Source organism: Bradyrhizobium sp. CCBAU 051011, from assembly GCF_009930815.1.
Lineage (GTDB): Bacteria > Pseudomonadota > Alphaproteobacteria > Rhizobiales > Xanthobacteraceae > Bradyrhizobium.
The window spans coordinates 8,513,126-8,529,158 of the sequence record NZ_CP022222.1 but is presented as its reverse complement, the minus strand read 5'-3'; the positions used below and the strand labels follow the sequence as shown (position 1 = coordinate 8,529,158).

Sequence of the window (16,033 nt, the reverse complement as noted above, 5' to 3'; positions counted from 1 at the left end):
ACCATGAAACGGATCTGCTGCTCGCCGCAGACTATGCCGTGCATGAGGCGGGCCTTGCGCCCGCGGCGGCGCGCCTCGGCGCGGCCACACCATCGCTCTACCACCTACGCGACACATCCCGATCAGCCGCGTGCTCGCTCGTTGACCGAGGAAATTTCGCGCGTTGTGCGTGCGCGTGCGGTCAACCCAAATGGATGTCCGGGATGATGCGCCACGGCTTTCGGGGCGCGGCGGAAATCGCTGCCACGCTAGAGCATATGGCCAGCTTTGCACATCTTGCCGATGCGGTGCCCACGCATCTCTTCGATCTCTATTACGACGCGATGCTTGGCAGCGACAACGTGCGCACTTTCATGGCGCGCGAGAATCCGGCGGCGCTTGCGGCGATCGAGACTTGCTTCACCCGTTTGAATCAAGCTTCGCCCTGGAGGACACGGCGCAATTCGATTGCGGTCGCGCTGCGGGAGGCTTCATGAGCGCTGTTGCGATCAAGGGCTGGTGCCCCAGCGCCTTACGGCCGATGCGGTCGGGAGATGGGCTCGTGGTTCGCATCCGGCCGCACGGTGGCCGGCTGGCTCCGAAGCAGGCAGCGGGAATTGCGGTGCTGTCCGAGCGCTACGGCAACGGCCTGATCGATCTGACCAGCCGGGGCAACCTGCAAATCAGGGGTGTCAGTGATCAAGGTCATCGGCCCTTGATCGAGGAACTCTCACGGCTGCACTTGCTCGATCCCGATGCGGAGTCGGAAGCGCGGCGCAACATCCTTGTCTCGCCCTTCTGGAGCGCCAGTGACGATACCTGTTTTCTCGCAGCAGAACTTGAACGCGGGCTTGTGATGGGACCGCCCGACCTGCCGACCAAATTCGGCTTCGCCGTTGATTGCAGCACAGAGCCCGCGCTGGCCGGCGCCTCCGCCGACATCCGGATCGAGCGCAGCATCGCGGGAGAGCTGATCGTGCGTGCCGACGGTGCGGAGCATGGTCGTCCCGTCTCACGGACAGAAGCGGTAAGCGTTGCGCTCGCGCTTGCCGAGTGGTTCGTCGACTCGGGCGGAGCCAGGGAGGGGAGAGGGCGAATGAAAGCGCATGTCGGGGCTGGCGCAAAACTGCCCGACGCGCTTCGTAGCAACGTCAAGCCGGCTTGCATGATCGCGGAGCCGCGTCCCGGACTTTATCCGCAAGGCGCGATGGTCGCTGCGGCTTTCGGACAGCTGACACATGCCGCTCTCAGCCATCTTGCCGGATGCTCGCAAGGATTACGGATGACGCCCTGGCGCATGATTGTGGCGGAAGGATTGCGCGAAATGCCCCACTGCGAGAGCCTCGTCACCCAAGCGGACGATCCGATCCTGCGCGTCGTCGCCTGCAGCGGTGCGCCCGCCTGCTGTGAGGCGCACTGCGACACTCGTGCACTTGCAGCGTCGCTTGCGTCGCATATTGCCGCGGACGAGAGGCTTCACGTCTCTGGCTGTGCCAAAGGCTGTGCTCATTCGGGGACTGCTGCGCTCACCCTTGTTGCGACCCGCGAGGGATTTGATGTCATCCGCAGCGGCTCAACGAGGGATACGCCTAGCCAGCGTGGAGTAAGCGCAGGCCGAATGATCGCGGATCCTTCCGTTCTAACGGGAGCGCCCTGATGACGCACGTCTATGAAACCGATGGTGCGACGATCTACCGTCAATCCTTCGCCACCATTCGCGCGGAGGCGAACCTTGAGCGATTTTCTGCCGACGAGGAGCCAGTGGTCGTGCGGATGGTCCATGCCGCCGGCATGGTGAGTCTCGAATCCTGCATCCGCTTCACGCCCGGCATGGCGCGCATCGCGCGGGCTGCGCTGCAGAACGCCGCGCCTATCCTCTGCGACGCACGCATGGTGTCGGAGGGAATTACGCGTGCGCGCCTGCCGGCCGGCAACGCCATCATCTGTACGCTTGACGATCCCAAGGTTCCCTCCCTCGCGCAATCCATGCGCAATACCCGCTCAGCCGCAGCGCTGGAATTGTGGAGGCCGCATCTGGACGGCGCGATCGTCGCTATCGGCAATGCGCCGACCGCGCTCTTTCACCTGCTCAACATGCTGGAGGATCGCAACTGTCCAAGACCTGCAGCGATCATCGGTTGTCCGGTCGGCTTTGTTGGCGCGGCTGAAGCCAAGCTTGCGCTGATGGTTGACCAGCCTGCGCCGGCGCTGACGGTCGAGGGGCGCCTTGGCGGCTCCGCAATCACGGTCGCCGCCGTGAACGCGCTGGCGAGCCGGAACGAATAGCTATGGGGCGCATCATCTGTTGCGGCCTCGGGCCAGGAAATCCGGACCTCATGAGCGTGCGCGCCGATCGTGAGGTCCGTGCGGCCAAGCACGTTGCCTATTTCCGGAAGAAAGGACGGGCTGGCCAGGCGCGCCGCATCGTCGATGGACTACTGGCAAAGGACGTCTGCGAATATCCGATGGAGTATCCGGTCACTACGGAGATCGCCTTCGATAGTCCGGAATATGTTGGCCTCCTTGCCGGCTTTTACGACGAGTGGGCGGAGCGTCTTGCGCGGATCGCCCGCGCGGCCGACATCGTCGTTCTCTGCGAGGGCGATCCCTACTTCTACGGTTCCTTCATGCACCTCCGTGCACGTCTGCAGCGCCGCGTCGAGATCGAGGTGATCGCCGGCATTCCCGGCATGGCTGGCTGCTGGAATTCGGTCGGCCTGCCGATCGCCCTCGGCGACGATGTGATGACGGTACTGATGGGTACGCTGTCGGAACAAGAGCTCGAGCAACGCGCGCGCAATTCCGATGCGCTCGTCATCATGAAGACCGGGCGCAATCTGAAGAAGGTGCGCCGCGCGCTTGCCGGCGCCGGCCGCCTTGGCGAGGCATGGCTGATCGAACGCGGCACTATGCCGGCCGAGCGCGTCGCGCGGCTGGAGGACGTGGACGAGACCGAGTGCCCCTATTTCGCGATTGTGCTCGTGCATGGGCGGGGACGCCGGATGGAGGCGGCCGAATGACGGGCATATTGACCATCGCGGGACTTGGGCCGGGCGACCAGGCGCTAGTCACGCCGGAAGTCTCCGCCGCGCTCGCCGCCGCGACCGACGTCGTGGGCTATGCGCCATACGTCGCGCGAGTAGCCCCGCGTGAAGGACTGACGCTGCATCCATCAGACAATCGCATGGAGTTGCAGCGCGCAAGCGATGCCTTGCAGCTGGCATCGGAAGGACGCCGTGTTGTCATGGTTTCTTCGGGCGACCCAGGTGTTTTCGCCATGGCAGCGGCTGTGTTCGAAGCACTTGAAGTCTCGTCTCAATGGCATGGGCTTGCAATCCGCGTTATGCCCGGCGTAACTGCAATGCTGGCAGCCGCCGCGCGCGCCGGCGCGCCGCTCGGCCACGATTTTTGCGCGATCAATCTCTCCGATAATCTGAAGCCGTGGTCGATGATCGAGAAACGCTTGCGGCTTGCCTCCGAAGCCGACTTTGCGATCGCGATGTACAATCCGCGCTCAGTGAGCCGGCCCGAGGGTTTTGAACGCGCGCTCTCGGTGCTGAAGGAGGCAGGTTGCGGCGAGCGCCTCGTGATCTTCGCCCATGCGGTCAGCACGGTCGCGGAGCGAATTGAAACCGTGATGCTGCGCGAGGCACGGCCCGAGATGGCCGACATGCGAACCCTTGTCATCGTCGGTAATTCGGCAACGCGCCGCGTCGGCCGCTGGGTCTATGCACCGAGGCATGCCCGATGACGGAGCCATTGCATGACCTCCGCCACGCTTTCGACTCGGGGCCTGTCAGGCAATTCGGGCCGCTTGAGCATCACGACGGGAAGGCCGAGCTCGCGCGCGGCGTCGATCTTGGCGCGCGCGCCCGCTCCACCGGAGTTGCGGGCAACAACCCATTCGATGCCGCGCGCACGCATCATCTCCAATTCGCCGGCGAGGGTGAACGGTCCGCGCGACACGATGACATCGACGTCCGGAAACGGCAGTGGTCCATCGGGAGGATCGACAAACCGCAAAGTGTAGGCGTGCTGCGGCCTGGCGCTGAAAGGTGCGATGTGCTGGCGTCCGATCGCAAGAAATACCCGCGCGCGATTGTTCGGCAATGCTGCCGTAGCGGAGGAGATATCCGCGGCCTCGATCCAGGTGTCGCCGGTCCCTTTTGCCCAGGGCGCGCGCTCGAGCGCGATCAGCGGTGTTCCGGTCATCTCGCACGCTGCAACCGCATTACGGCTCATTTCGGCCGCGAAGGGATGGGTTGCATCGACAAGGTGCGTTATTTCCTCGCGCCGAATGAACTCGGCAAGGCCATTCACGCCGCCGAACCCTCCGATGCGGGTCGGCAGCGGCTGGTTCACGGGGGCGCGGGTGCGACCTCCATAGGAATAGATCGCATCACACCCCGCGCGCGCCACAGCGTCTGCGAGCAGATTGGCATCGCTTGTTCCGCCCAGAATGAGGGCGCACATCATGCATGATCCCTGGCTGACGATCATCGGCATTGGCGAAGATGGCCTTGCCGGCCTCTCGGATGCAAGCCGAAAGGCGCTTGCGGAAGCCGAGACGGTGTTTGGCGGCGAACGGCATCTCGCGCTGGCAGGGATTTCCGACCGCGGCCGTCCCTGGGCGGCGCCGTTCGAGACAGATTGCGTGCTGGCCTGCCGCGGTCGTCCGACGGTGGTGCTCGCCTCGGGCGATCCGTCCTGGTACGGCGTAGGAGCCAGTCTCGCGGAACGGCTCAGCAAGAGCGAATGGATTGCGCATCCCGCGCTCTCGACATTCTCGCTTGCCTCGGCGCGGCTCGGATGGCGGCTCGAATCTGTCGTCTGTCTTGGAATCCACGCGGCGCCATTCGAACGCCTGGTGCCGCATCTGACACATGGAGCGCGCATCATTTGTCTCGTGCGCGACGGCAAGGCGCCCGGCGATCTGGCCAAATGGTTGACGGCGCGCGGCTGGGGCAATTCACGGCTATGGACGCTCACCGCGCTCGGCGGTCCCCGCGAATCCGTGGCGCAATATCGGGCCGACAGCTACGCCGCAGATGGCGGCGCGGGGCCGGTGGCAGTTGCGCTGGAAACCAATGGACCGCACGGCGTTCCGCGCAGCTCCGGCCTTTCAGACGCGCTCTTCGTGCATGACGGCCAGATCACCAAGCGGCCGATGCGCGCGCTCGCGCTTTCGTCGCTGGCGCCGAGATCCGGCGACAGATTATGGGACATTGGCGCCGGTTCAGGTTCGATCTCGGTAGAATGGGCTCTCTGTGGTGGCACGGCGATCGCCATCGAAGCGCGGTCTAATCGCGTAGCGAATATCCGCGGCAACGCGGCAACCTTCGGTCTGACGCATCGGATCGCCATCGTCGAGGGAATAGCGCCTGATATCCTCTCACGCCTTGAGACACCGCAAGCCGTCTTCATCGGCGGAGGGCTCGACGCTAGGATGTTCGATGCGGTGTGGTCGCGCATTGAGCCGAGAGTAAGGGTGGTTGCGCATGCCGTCACGCTGGAGACCGAGGCGCTACTCTCGGACCTTCATCAACGCCACGGTGGCGAGTTGATGCGAATTGAGATTGCGCATGCGGGTCACCTCGGCCGCTATCGCTCCTGGGAGGCGATGCGGCCGGTCGTGCAATGGAGTGCAGTCAAGTGAAGGTCGCAGGTCTGGGGTTCAAGCGGGAGGTCACACTGGCTGCGCTGCGCGAAGCTCTCGCCGCCGCGGGCGGTCCTGAAGGTCTCGCGGCAGTTGCAACTGTCAGCGACAAGGCCGAAACCGCCGCGCTCAAATTGCTGGCGCGCGAACTCACCGTGCCGATCCGGCCTGTTTCGGCCGATGTCCTAGCCGGCATTGCCACGCCCACACAGTCAGAATCCATCAAGGCGAAGTTCGGTACGGGCTCCGTCGCCGAAGCCGCAGCGCTTGCGGTCGCCGGCCGTGGTGCGCGCCTCGTTTCGACGCGGGCTGTCTCGCAGGATCGGACGGCGACCGCAGCGATCGCGGTAGGAGACGCCGAATGACGGTGCACTTCATCGGTGCCGGACCGGGAGCAGCTGATCTGCTCACCTTGCGCGGTCGCGATCTGATTGCCGCCTGTGCGGTCTGCCTCTATGCCGGCTCTCTCGTACCCGAGGGCGTTCTTGCCCATTGCCCAAAGGATGCACGGATCGTGAACACCGCGCCGCTGTCGCTCGACGACATCATGTCGGAGATCGTCACCGCGCATCGTGAGGGCAAGGACGTCGCGCGGCTACATTCCGGGGATCTCTCGATCTGGTCGGCGATGGGCGAGCAATTGCGCCGCCTGCGCGCGCTTCAAATCTCCTATTCAATCACGCCGGGCGTGCCGGCCTTTTCCGCCGCCGCGGCCGCGATCGAGGCCGAGCTCACGCTACCGGATCTTGTGCAATCGGTCGTGCTGACGCGGATGCCGGGCAGGGCGAGCGCGATGCCGCAAGGCGAGAAACTCGCCACCTTTGCCGCGACCGGTGCGGTGCTCGCCATCCATCTCTCGATCCATCTGCTTTCCACGGTGATTGATGAGCTGACGCCGCACTACGGAGGAGACTGCCCGGTTGCAATAGTCTGGCGCGCAAGCTGGCCGGATCAGCGCATCGTCCGCGCCACGCTCGGTACCTTGGACTCTGCTGTAAGCACCGAGCTCGAGCGCACAGCCGTTATTCTGGTTGGCCGCACACTGGGTTCGGAAGATTTCGGAGAGAGCCGCCTGTATGCCGTCGACTATGACCGCCGCTATCGGCCGCTCGGGCCGACGCCTCGCTTTCCGGAAGGCTCGTGATGACGGCGAGCCTCGTCATCTCCGCGCCTGCATCCGGGGTCGGCAAGACGACGCTGACGCTGGCGCGCGCCTATCGCGATCGCGGGCTGAAGGTCCAGTGCTTCAAGAGCGAGCCCGATTATATCGATGCGCGGCAATTGCCGATCCGGAATCAACGACCCTATTTATATGGGGAAGCGACACATTCCCGGCGCTCGCGGCAAAACTGATCGAGCACGGTGGCTGCCGACACGCCGGCGCTATTTGCGAGTCTCTTGGCCACGCCGAGGAGCGGATTGTCCGCACCACGATTGCGAAGCTCGCAGAGCAGCTAGCGCAAACCGGCGCCGCAACGACGGCGCCGATCATTCTTTTCGGCACGCTGGCGGGAGAGACCCGATGATGACGCTGTCGCCCGATCTCGCGAGCCCCTTGACGTCTCCTCGTCGGAAGGAGCACACAGAGCAGGCATGGTGCTCGAAGCGGCGCAAAGCGCCAGAGCATAATTGGGAACGGGGAAGGGCGGACCTGAATGCGGCGCCCAAAGCCCGGCCGCCCCCGCGACTGTAAGCGGTGAGGGGCTCCGATCCGCCACTGGCCGTCAGGCCTGGGAAGGCCGGGGACCGGTTTCGAACCGCGAGCCAGGAGACCGGCCCTGCAGTTTTTAACGCTAACGCCGTCGGGTGTGACGGCAGAAGGGACTTAAGTCATGCATATCGAACCAGGTATCGTTACGGGCGCCAAGCTCGTGCTGAGTTGCGCAACCGGTGCCGTTGCCGCCGGCTGCGCCTTCAAGCCCGTGGTCGAAACCGTGCGCGCGCAGGGAATTGTTTCGCTGGCGGTGCGCACCGTCGCAACAACGGTCCTGGTCTTCTCGTTCTTCGAACTCCTGCCGCATTTCAGGGTCGGGGTCTCGGAGGTGCATTTCATTCTCGGCTCGACGCTGTTTCTCCTGTTCGGCGCAGCGCCAGCCGCGTTCGGGTTGGCGCTTGGTCTTCTGCTGCAGGGGCTGTTCTTCGTGCCGACCGACCTGCCGCAATATGGTATGAACGTGACGACGCTGCTGGTGCCCTTATTTGCGATCCAGGCGCTGGCCGGGCGGATCATTCCTCGCAACACCGCCTATGTTGACCTGCAATATCGGCAGGCACTTGCGCTTTCAACCGCCTATCAATCCGGCATCGTAGGGTGGGTCGCCTTCTGGGCGCTGTATGGTGCGGGCTTTGCGGCCGAGAACCTCGCCTCCATCGCGTCTTTCGCCGCTTCTTACGCGCTCGTCGTGGTCATTGAACCGCTGGCCGATCTGACCGTGTTGGCACTGGCGAAATCGCTGCGAGGTGTGACTGCCGATGGTCTTGTTACCTATCGGCTTCACAACGGCGCCTGAAGATGACGTGCGGGCGGTCGCAAGCCGCGGCCGCCCCCGTTTCATAACGTAATGCTGACACTCTCCCTGATAGGCATTGGCTGCGGCGATCCCGAGCAGCTCACGCTTGGGGCGATCCGCGCGATCAATGCAGCTGACTTGGTGCTGATTCCGCGCAAGGGCCCGGTGAAGTCCGATCTCGCCGACCTGCGCCGGCTGATTTGCGCGCAAGCCCTGACGAACAGCCGCACGCGCGTTGCTGAGTTCGACGTGCCCGTTCGCGATACTGCGCAGGAGAGCTACCGCAAGGGAGTGGAGGAATGGCACGACGCCGTCGCCGTGACCTGGTCCCGGGCAATTGCGGCGCATCTCGGTGATGACGGGCGCGTTGCCCTGCTGATCTGGGGCGATCCTTCGCTATACGACTCGAGCCTGCGGATCGCACAAAGGCTTGATCCGTTGCCGATAATCGAGGTCGTCCCGGGCATCACGTCGATCCAGGCGCTTTGCGCCGCACATTCACTGCCGCTGAACGACATTGGGGAGCCTTTTCTCGTCACCACCGGACGGCGGCTGCGCGAATGCGGTTGGCCATCCGGCGCCGACACGGTGGTCGTCATGCTCGATGGCGGCGCCGCGTTCCAGTGGCTCGATCCGAACGGACTACATATCTGGTGGGGCGCCTATCTCGGGATGCCCCCGCAAATCACCATGTCAGGTGCGCTCGCAGAAGTGGGGCCAATCATCGTCGCCGCCCGACAGGAAGCACGCGCCAAGCATGGCTGGATCATGGATAGCTACATCATCAAGCGCGTGTCGTAGCACTCGTGCGAAGGCTGCTGGCATTGCGGCGTCCCGCGGCAAGCGCCTTCGCACGGCTTCCAAATGCGCCCGATCGCTGAGATCGGCCGGAGCGCCCGAAGGGGAGATCGTTCCTTCGATAGTATTGACGACTACCGCATGCCGGACCAACCAAAGAAAGGCTTCCCATTTCCATCCCTATATCTCCGACGCTTATCAATGCGAGAAACATCTTTAACATTCGCCCGCGGAGGCTTTACCGCGAAGACTGATATCACGGCCGGAGAAGAATGCGTACTCAACACCTCACGGGCCGCCGACCTGCAACGAAGGCGCGTTGCCTCGCGTAAGGCGAGTTTCTCATGACCGTGCTCGTCCCTTCTCGTTAAAGCGACGGGGATGGCGCTTGCGCCGAAGGTAGCAACTCGTTGCGAGCGTGGCGGTCGTCTAACCAACCTGCGCAAGCCAATTTCCGAAAGAATTGCCGGGGCGTCGCCATAGCGGCGACCGAGAAAAAGAGGCCGCTTGTAATGAACAAGCGGCCCAAGTCTAGGGAGGAAACGCCCAAGGAGGGCTGCGATAGCGCATCGCGCTACCGTGGTGCGTATATGCGTTGGCGGAGCACAAAACGCAAGAGTTGACTTCCGGATCGGCATCAAAGCGCACCGCTCACGCCTCGGGGTGAAGCCGTTTGCAGTCACCTGCTATTAACTCAAAGCATCCGGCACTCGCGGAACAGCTCCGAAGCCTGCGTTATGGCGCGTGGCGAAACTGAGTCGCGCCGGCGGCTCAGAGTTCAACTACCAAAGGAGACGACAATTCCTGGACAAAAAGCGAGCGAAGAGCAGATCGTAAGCCGAAGGTTCGTACAAATTCGTGCGAGGCCCCTCAGGTGAGACTTGAATCGCACGTAGCGTCAGGTTGTACGCTTTCGAAGCAGTGTTTCCGACTCAGCGAATGCGGCCGCCGAGAGGGATCGGGCTTCTTTACTGTGGCGAGCGCGCGCTTAGAGATCTTACACTTGATCTCGGACCCCTGAAGTCAGAGGGTGATGCTATTCCCAAGACCATTCGCCAACTGCCACGGAGCTCCGGAAAGCTGGAAAATACCGCCAGAGCCCGGCAACGCCCATAACCCTGGCACCGCCGTACTGCGGGGCTTCTTTATCGCTGTTATGCGCACTTCAAGCAGTTCTGGCCCTAACTGGTTCAGGGCGAGTTCGACGTGCGCATCGAAACGGTTGCGAGATCGAGGGATGTTACGACCGTGGTGTCGTATTCGGCGTGTCCGGTTGCAGACGCGTATGCTCGAAAAGCGACGCGGAGGTGCAAATATTCGCTCGCCGCGAAGCGAAGCACATAGTTTTCACTCTTCAAGCAAGGCCCGCACGACGTGCTTGGTGGCATGTGCATTGCTGGGAAGGACCCACACGATCATGCCACTCTCCCAGTCGTAGGCGCAGGAGTTATATGAAACCTACTCAATTGATCCAAATCAGCACCGGAGACGCCGTACTGAGCCGTCGGGCTTCGCAACGCACGAAGGCGCATTGGCCGCGATATCCGCCTGTCCTCGACAAACTGTACTCATCCCGCGCGCCTCGCCGGCGCATCGCTAGGTGCGATCTGACCTGCGTCGAGTGACGGAGACGAATGCAGTTCGCTGATCGAAATGCGCTTCTCAGCAAGGAGCCAAAGAAGAAATTGATGTGACGACGGCCGCAGATGTCATCGCGGCTTCTCTACACACGAAAATTAGTGGGAGTCCGCAAGCATGAACGCGCCGAGCTATCGGACGCAGATATTTTCTCATCTGACCGATAGTATTGATCGCGGGCAGAGAACGCGCCCGCTTGGGCTTCTCAGCAATTTGGTCACCGATCAGCTCCCGCACTGCATTGCCGAGATCAAACGCAGTAAACGGCCAGATGAAGGGGTCAGGGATCTTGGACGCAGCATTAACGGGATGATTGCATCGGCCGACTATGAGGTGCAGCTGCTGAATCTGCCGCAGCCCGAGCTCGCGATCGCCAAGACAGACATCCACTATCTCGTCAACTGTGCTTATCAGATGTCAGCGTTTGCTGGTCTTCATCCCGTAGAAGCGGAGTTGACCATAGGAGAGGAGTTGAGCCGTCTTGCCCGATTAAGTTGTGATCGGAAGCCTAGCATTGAGGTCCTCTCGTATGAAGATATGATCCTTGCAAACCCGGTGCAGAGCGATCCACGCGTATATTGCCTCGGCGCGGCCGGGGTCGAAGAGCGAGATTTTTGCTTGGGTCACCAACTCATCGAGAGCGATCTACAGCTAGCAATCGATGCTCTACTTGAATTACGTGACACGGCTGACGCTGACGCTCGCCAATGTCTTGCGGTATGCTTAGAGCGTCTTGAGTCGGCAAATTATGTTCTGACGCGCTTTTTGGAGCACATGTCACCCGACCTATTTGGCCAGTTTCGTGTGTTTTATGGAAAAAACCCTTACAAGAATAGGCTTGGCCCGAGCGGCCGGTTCTCTGCGCGGATAGTGGCGGTCTCGGTGCTACTGTTCGGTGAAGATCTCTTCCAACAGAAGCCGCAATTCTATAGGGACGTATATCGGCTGTCCGAATACTATCCGCAGGGATGCATTAGCGAGGTATTCCGCTGGTTGTCACCGGGCAATGCAAGCGCGGAACCCACGCCAACTTGGCTAGAAGGGGAAGCGGACTTTCCCCGGTCTGCGACCATTTCGCCCGTCATCGAACGCCTTGGTGATGAAATCGCAAAGCTACGCGCGTCTTGTGTTTATGCGCTGGATCAGTTTACCCGGATGCACCGTATTACTGCCTTAAAACATACGGTCGTACCGGGGCGTCCAATTGTCGGAGTTGAAGGGTCCGAAAGTGTTGAGGCTGTTCTTTCACAGCGGCTGTTAACCCGCGGTGCGTCCCTAATCTGACGGTATGTGTCAGACGTGTGGTGTCCGACACTGGTCGAAGGATTCTTAATGAATTGGAATTGCGAGCCGGTGCTCTAGCATTCACTTGGACAATTCTTGATACGACAAAGATCCAAGTAGGGGCTCAAAGACGTCACGACACGGCTGGCTACGCTCGCCGCAACTAAGGGATGTTGCACGGATATGCTGATCTTCTAGGATAAGCGGCTGACTGGCCGCGATAAGCCACCTGACGAGATTGCGAACCTTAAAAATCCAATCTAGTCCTGAGAGGCCAGCTTCGTGAAAACCTGAACAAGGTGGAGCCGCTGGATTGCGGCATGCGACGACTTGGTTATGTAGACGCTGCGAACGCACATCGTGCGTTCGTTTCCGCTTCCTCAGCTCTCATGGCCCCACGTGACTAATTTGAGCGCTTTTTCTGGAAGCCGGTTGGCATCTCTCAGGTGTTTCAGGTGGTGTTGGCCTGCTTCTTGCTATCAGAGCGTCAGTAAGCCGTCGATAACAGCTTGGAAGGGGTTTATGGGTGAGGCAACGGAAACGTTTTACGGCGTCATCAGACGTCAGGGTATCACGCGTCGCAGTTTCCACAAATTCTGCAGTTTGACGGCAACGAGCCTCGGGCTCGGTCCGCTCGCGGCAAGCCAGATTGCCAACGCGCTGGAGACAAAGCCGCGTGTGCCCGTGATCTGGATGCACGGGCTCGAATGCACCTGCTGTTCGGAAAGCTTTATCCGCTCGGCCCATCCGCTGTTCAAAGACGTGGTGCTGTCGATGATCTCGCTGGATTATGACGCCCCAATCATGGCGGCGGCAGGACATCAGGCCGAAGCTATCCTCGAGGAGACCCGCGCCAAGTACAAGGGCCAGTATGTGCTTGCCGTTGAAGGCAATCCGCCGCTGAACGAAGGCGGCATGTTTTGCATTGATGGCGGCAAGCCGTTCGTCGAAAAGCTCAGGGCGATGGCGGAAGATTCCATCGCGATCATTGCTTGGGGTACTTGTGCGTCTTGGGGGTGCGTGCAGGCAGCCAAGCCCAACCCGACTCAGGCGACGCCGATCGATAAAGTGATCACGAACAAACCGATCATCAAGGTGCCTGGCTGCCCGCCCATCGCAGAGGTCATGACCGCCTTGGTGACCTTCATCACCACGTTCGGAAAGCTTCCCGAGCTCGACCGCCAAGGGCGTCCAAAGATGTTCTATTCCCAGCGGATCCACGACAAGTGCTATCGGCGTCCCCATTTCGACGCCGGCCAGTTTGTCGAGGAGTGGGACGACGAGTCCGCGCGCCAGGGTTATTGCCTCTACAAGATGGGCTGCAAGGGGCCGACCACCTATAACGCCTGCTCGGCCGTTCGGTGGAACGACGGCGTTTCCTTCCCGATCCAATCCGGCCACGGCTGCTTAGGCTGCTCCGAAGATGGCTTTTGGGACAAGGGCTCATTTTACGATCGGCTGACGACCATCAAGCAATTCGGCATCGAGGCCAACGCCGACCAAATTGGCATGGCCGCTGCTGGCGCGGTCGGCCTAGCCGTTGCCGCGCACGCGGCGATCACAGCCGCGAAGCGGCTGACCCGTAAACGGGGCCGCGTAGCTCAGGAAAAATAATCGGATTCAGGGAAGGACAACGATGGGCGCCCAGACACCGAATGGGTTCAAGCTCGACAATTCGAGCAAACGCATTGTCGTCGATCCGCTGACCCGGGTCGAAGGCCACCTCCGCGTCGAGGTCAATCTCGATTCCGACAATGTGATCTGCAACGCGGTCTCATCCGGAACTATGTGGCGCGGCATCGAGACGATCTTGCGTGGACGCGATCCTCGCGACGCCTGGGCGTTCACCGAGCGGATTTGCGGCGTCTGCACCGGCACGCATGCGCTCACCTCGGTGCGCGCGGTGGAGAACGCGCTGGGTATCATCATTCCCGAGAATGCTAACTCGATCCGCAATATCATGCAGCTCTGCTTGCAGGTGCACGATCATCTTGTGCACTTCTATCACCTGCACTCGCTGGATTGGGTCGATGTGATTTCCGCCCTCAAGGCCGATCCCAAGGCGACCTCTGCGTTGGCGCAGTCGGTCTCCCCCTGGCCGCTATCATCGCCAGGCTATTTCAAGCATCTGCAGATCAGGCTGACCAAGTTCGTTGAATCAGGGCAGCTCGGCCCGTTTAAGAACGCCTATTGGGGGCATCCGGCCTACAAGCTTCCGCCGGAAGCGAACCTGATGGCCTTGGCGCATTATCTGGAAGCGCTCGACTTCCAGAAGGACGTCGTCAAGATCCACGCCATCTATGGCGGCAAGAACCCGCATCCGAATTGGCTGGTCGGTGGCGTGGCCTGCGCCATCAATGTCGATGGTACCGGTGCAGTGGGTGCCATAAATATGGAGCGGCTAAACCTGGTATCCTCGATCATTGGCCGTTCGATCGAATTCGTCGAGCAGGTTTATCTGCCCGACATTGCCGTGATTGGCTCCTTCTACAAGGACTGGCTGTATGGCCGCGGTCTCTCGGGTAAGAGCCTAATGTCCTATGGCGACATTCCCGAGAACGCGAATGATTATTCCGCGAAAAACCTCAAGCAGCCGCGCGGCGTGATCCTCAATGGCAATTTCAGCGAAGTTCTGCCGATCGATCACGGCGATCCCGAGCAGATCCAGGAGTTCGTCGCTCATTCCTGGTACAAGTACCCCGATGAAACCAGGGGGCTGCATCCCTGGGATGGTATAACCGAGCCGAATTTCCGGCTCGGGCCCAACGTTAAGGGCACCAGGACCGACATCAAGGAGCTCGACGAGGGCGGCAAATATTCCTGGATCAAGGCGCCTCGCTGGCGCGGCAACGCCGTCGAGGTGGGACCGCTGGCGCGATACCTCATAGGTCACGCACAAGGCAAAGAGGAGTTCAAGGAGCCAACCGAGAAGCTGCTGAAGACACTCGATCTTCCCTTCGCTGCACTCTTCTCGACGCTCGGCCGCACTGCGGCACGTGCGCTCGAATGCCAATGGGCCGCGCACCAGATGCACTATTTCCAGGATAAGCTTATGGCGAATATCAAAGCTGGTGACACCGCTACCGCCAACATCGATAAATGGAAGCCGGAGAGCTGGCCGAAGGAAGCCAAGGGCTACGGTTTCACCGAGGCGCCACGTGGTGCGCTCGGGCACTGGATCAAGATCAAGGAGAGCAAGATCGACAACTACCAATGCGTCGTGCCGACGACATGGAACGGCTCGCCGCGTGATCCAGATGGCAATATCGGTGCATTTGAGGCCTCGCTGATGGATACGCCGATCGCTGATCCGGAGAAGCCGCTGGAAATCCTGCGCACGATCCATTCGTTTGATCCATGCCTGGCCTGCTCGACACATGTGATGGGGCCGGATGGCCAGGAAATGGCAACTGTCAAGGTCCGCTAGGGGAGGCGGCATTGTTGGACAAATCTCCGCAAGCGCTAACTGCCACTGTCGCGGTTGACCCGGTACGCTCCGGCCGCAGCGAGCGTGGAGTCGTCTACGTCTACGAGGCGCCGGTGCGGCTGTGGCATTGGATCAACGCCGCGGCAATTCTGGTGTTGGGCCTCAGCGGTTATTTCATCGGCAATGGGATACCGACCATTCCCGGAGAGACAGGCGACAATTTTCTGTTCGGCTATATCCGTTTTGTGCATTTCATCGCAGGCTATGTGCTCACGCTCGGCTTCCTCTTGCGCATTTACTGGGCGTTCGTGGGCAACCCCCATGCTAAGCAGATTTTCTACGTGCCGCTTTGGCGCAAGAGCTATTGGCGCGAGGTGTGGCACGAGATTCGCTGGTACGCTTTCGTTGCGGCCGAGCCAAAGAAATACGTCGCGCACAATCCGCTGGCCCAGCTTGCGATGTTCTTCATGTTTACGCTGGCGACCGCGTTCATGATCGTCACCGGCTTTGCACTGTACGCGCAGGGCACCGGCAACGACAGCTGGCAGTACAGGCTGTTCGGCTGGGTGTTTTCGATTAGGCCGAACAGCCAGGACGTCCACACCTGGCATCATCTCGGCCTGTGGATGATCGTGACGTTTGCGCTCATTCACATCTATACCGCGGTTCGCGAAGATATCGTGTCGCGCCAGAGCATCGTCTCGTCGATCATTTTCGGCGAGCGCAAATTCCGCGATTGAT

The 16,033-nt window shown here is 61.2% G+C and carries 16 protein-coding genes and 1 riboswitch; of the genes, 15 read left to right on the top strand and 1 reads right to left on the bottom strand.

The annotated features are described in order from the left end of the window. Window positions 1–38: 38 nt before the first annotated feature. From ACH79_RS44665 to cobJ, 5 genes are read left to right on the top strand one after another with little or no spacing between them, the layout of a single operon-like run. Window positions 39–476: a cobaltochelatase subunit CobN gene (locus tag ACH79_RS44665; protein ID WP_246738777.1), complete on the top strand. Its 438-nt coding sequence runs from the start codon at window positions 39–41 to the stop codon at window positions 474–476. Beyond that, the gene (gene cobG / locus ACH79_RS40140) at window positions 473–1,636 is read left to right on the top strand and encodes a precorrin-3B synthase (protein ID WP_161855687.1); all 1,164 of its coding nucleotides are present in this window, start codon (window positions 473–475) and stop codon (window positions 1,634–1,636) included. The genes ACH79_RS44665 and cobG overlap by 4 nt, the downstream gene beginning before the upstream one ends. Continuing rightward, window positions 1,636–2,265, top strand: coding sequence for a precorrin-8X methylmutase (locus ACH79_RS40135; protein ID WP_057856122.1), 630 nt, complete (start codon window positions 1,636–1,638; stop codon window positions 2,263–2,265). Before cobG ends, ACH79_RS40135 begins: the two co-directional genes overlap by 1 nt. Before the next feature lie 2 nt (window positions 2,266–2,267). Continuing rightward, window positions 2,268–2,999 carry a precorrin-2 C(20)-methyltransferase gene (cobI, locus tag ACH79_RS40130; RefSeq protein WP_057856121.1) on the top strand — a complete coding sequence of 244 codons (732 nt, stop codon included), beginning with the start codon at window positions 2,268–2,270 and terminating at the stop codon, window positions 2,997–2,999. Continuing rightward, complete coding sequence (gene cobJ / locus ACH79_RS40125) at window positions 2,996–3,730, top strand: precorrin-3B C(17)-methyltransferase (protein ID WP_057856120.1); 735 nt, start codon at window positions 2,996–2,998, stop codon at window positions 3,728–3,730. Before cobI ends, cobJ begins: the two co-directional genes overlap by 4 nt. On the opposite strand, the gene ACH79_RS40120 is transcribed toward cobJ, so the two are convergent. Then, window positions 3,706–4,455, bottom strand: a complete 750-nt coding sequence (locus ACH79_RS40120) for a cobalt-precorrin-6A reductase (RefSeq protein WP_161855686.1) — start codon at window positions 4,453–4,455, stop codon at window positions 3,706–3,708. The genes cobJ and ACH79_RS40120 overlap by 25 nt on opposite strands. Between ACH79_RS40120 and ACH79_RS40115 the strand changes: the two genes are divergently transcribed. The 10 genes from ACH79_RS40115 (at window position 4,454) to cybH (ending at window position 16,032) form a co-directional block, all read left to right on the top strand. Then, window positions 4,454–5,635 (top strand): bifunctional cobalt-precorrin-7 (C(5))-methyltransferase/cobalt-precorrin-6B (C(15))-methyltransferase, encoded by a 1,182-nt coding sequence (locus ACH79_RS40115; protein WP_057856118.1) that lies wholly within the window; start codon window positions 4,454–4,456, stop codon window positions 5,633–5,635. The two genes, ACH79_RS40120 and ACH79_RS40115, sit on opposite strands and share 2 nt — an antisense overlap. Next, window positions 5,632–6,000 carry a cobalamin biosynthesis protein gene (locus tag ACH79_RS40110; protein WP_057856117.1) on the top strand — a complete coding sequence of 123 codons (369 nt, stop codon included), beginning with the start codon at window positions 5,632–5,634 and terminating at the stop codon, window positions 5,998–6,000. The genes ACH79_RS40115 and ACH79_RS40110 overlap by 4 nt, the downstream gene beginning before the upstream one ends. Continuing rightward, the gene (gene cobM / locus ACH79_RS40105) at window positions 5,997–6,779 is read left to right on the top strand and encodes a precorrin-4 C(11)-methyltransferase (RefSeq protein ID WP_057856116.1); all 783 of its coding nucleotides are present in this window, start codon (window positions 5,997–5,999) and stop codon (window positions 6,777–6,779) included. The genes ACH79_RS40110 and cobM overlap by 4 nt, the downstream gene beginning before the upstream one ends. Then, window positions 6,779–6,988, top strand: coding sequence for a hypothetical protein (locus ACH79_RS43485; protein ID WP_057856115.1), 210 nt, complete (start codon window positions 6,779–6,781; stop codon window positions 6,986–6,988). Before cobM ends, ACH79_RS43485 begins: the two co-directional genes overlap by 1 nt. A gap of 224 nt (window positions 6,989–7,212) precedes the next feature. Beyond that, a riboswitch (cobalamin riboswitch) is annotated at window positions 7,213–7,431 on the top strand. A 36-nt stretch (window positions 7,432–7,467) separates the two neighbouring features. Further along, window positions 7,468–8,145, top strand: a complete 678-nt coding sequence (locus tag ACH79_RS40100) for an energy-coupling factor ABC transporter permease (protein ID WP_161855685.1) — start codon at window positions 7,468–7,470, stop codon at window positions 8,143–8,145. Between the two features lie 51 nt (window positions 8,146–8,196). After that, window positions 8,197–8,946 carry a precorrin-6A synthase (deacetylating) gene (gene cobF / locus ACH79_RS40095; protein WP_161855684.1) on the top strand — a complete coding sequence of 250 codons (750 nt, stop codon included), beginning with the start codon at window positions 8,197–8,199 and terminating at the stop codon, window positions 8,944–8,946. A gap of 1,752 nt (window positions 8,947–10,698) precedes the next feature. Continuing rightward, window positions 10,699–11,865 (top strand): hypothetical protein, encoded by a 1,167-nt coding sequence (locus ACH79_RS40090; protein WP_246738328.1) that lies wholly within the window; start codon window positions 10,699–10,701, stop codon window positions 11,863–11,865. Between the two features lie 522 nt (window positions 11,866–12,387). After that, window positions 12,388–13,479 (top strand): hydrogenase small subunit, encoded by a 1,092-nt coding sequence (locus ACH79_RS40085; protein WP_161855683.1) that lies wholly within the window; start codon window positions 12,388–12,390, stop codon window positions 13,477–13,479. A 22-nt stretch (window positions 13,480–13,501) separates the two neighbouring features. Beyond that, window positions 13,502–15,292, top strand: coding sequence for a nickel-dependent hydrogenase large subunit (locus ACH79_RS40080; protein WP_161855682.1), 1,791 nt, complete (start codon window positions 13,502–13,504; stop codon window positions 15,290–15,292). 11 nt (window positions 15,293–15,303) lie between these two features. After that, window positions 15,304–16,032 (top strand): Ni/Fe-hydrogenase, b-type cytochrome subunit, encoded by a 729-nt coding sequence (gene cybH, locus ACH79_RS40075; protein WP_371419334.1) that lies wholly within the window; start codon window positions 15,304–15,306, stop codon window positions 16,030–16,032. The last annotated feature ends 1 nt before the right edge of the window (window position 16,033 follow it).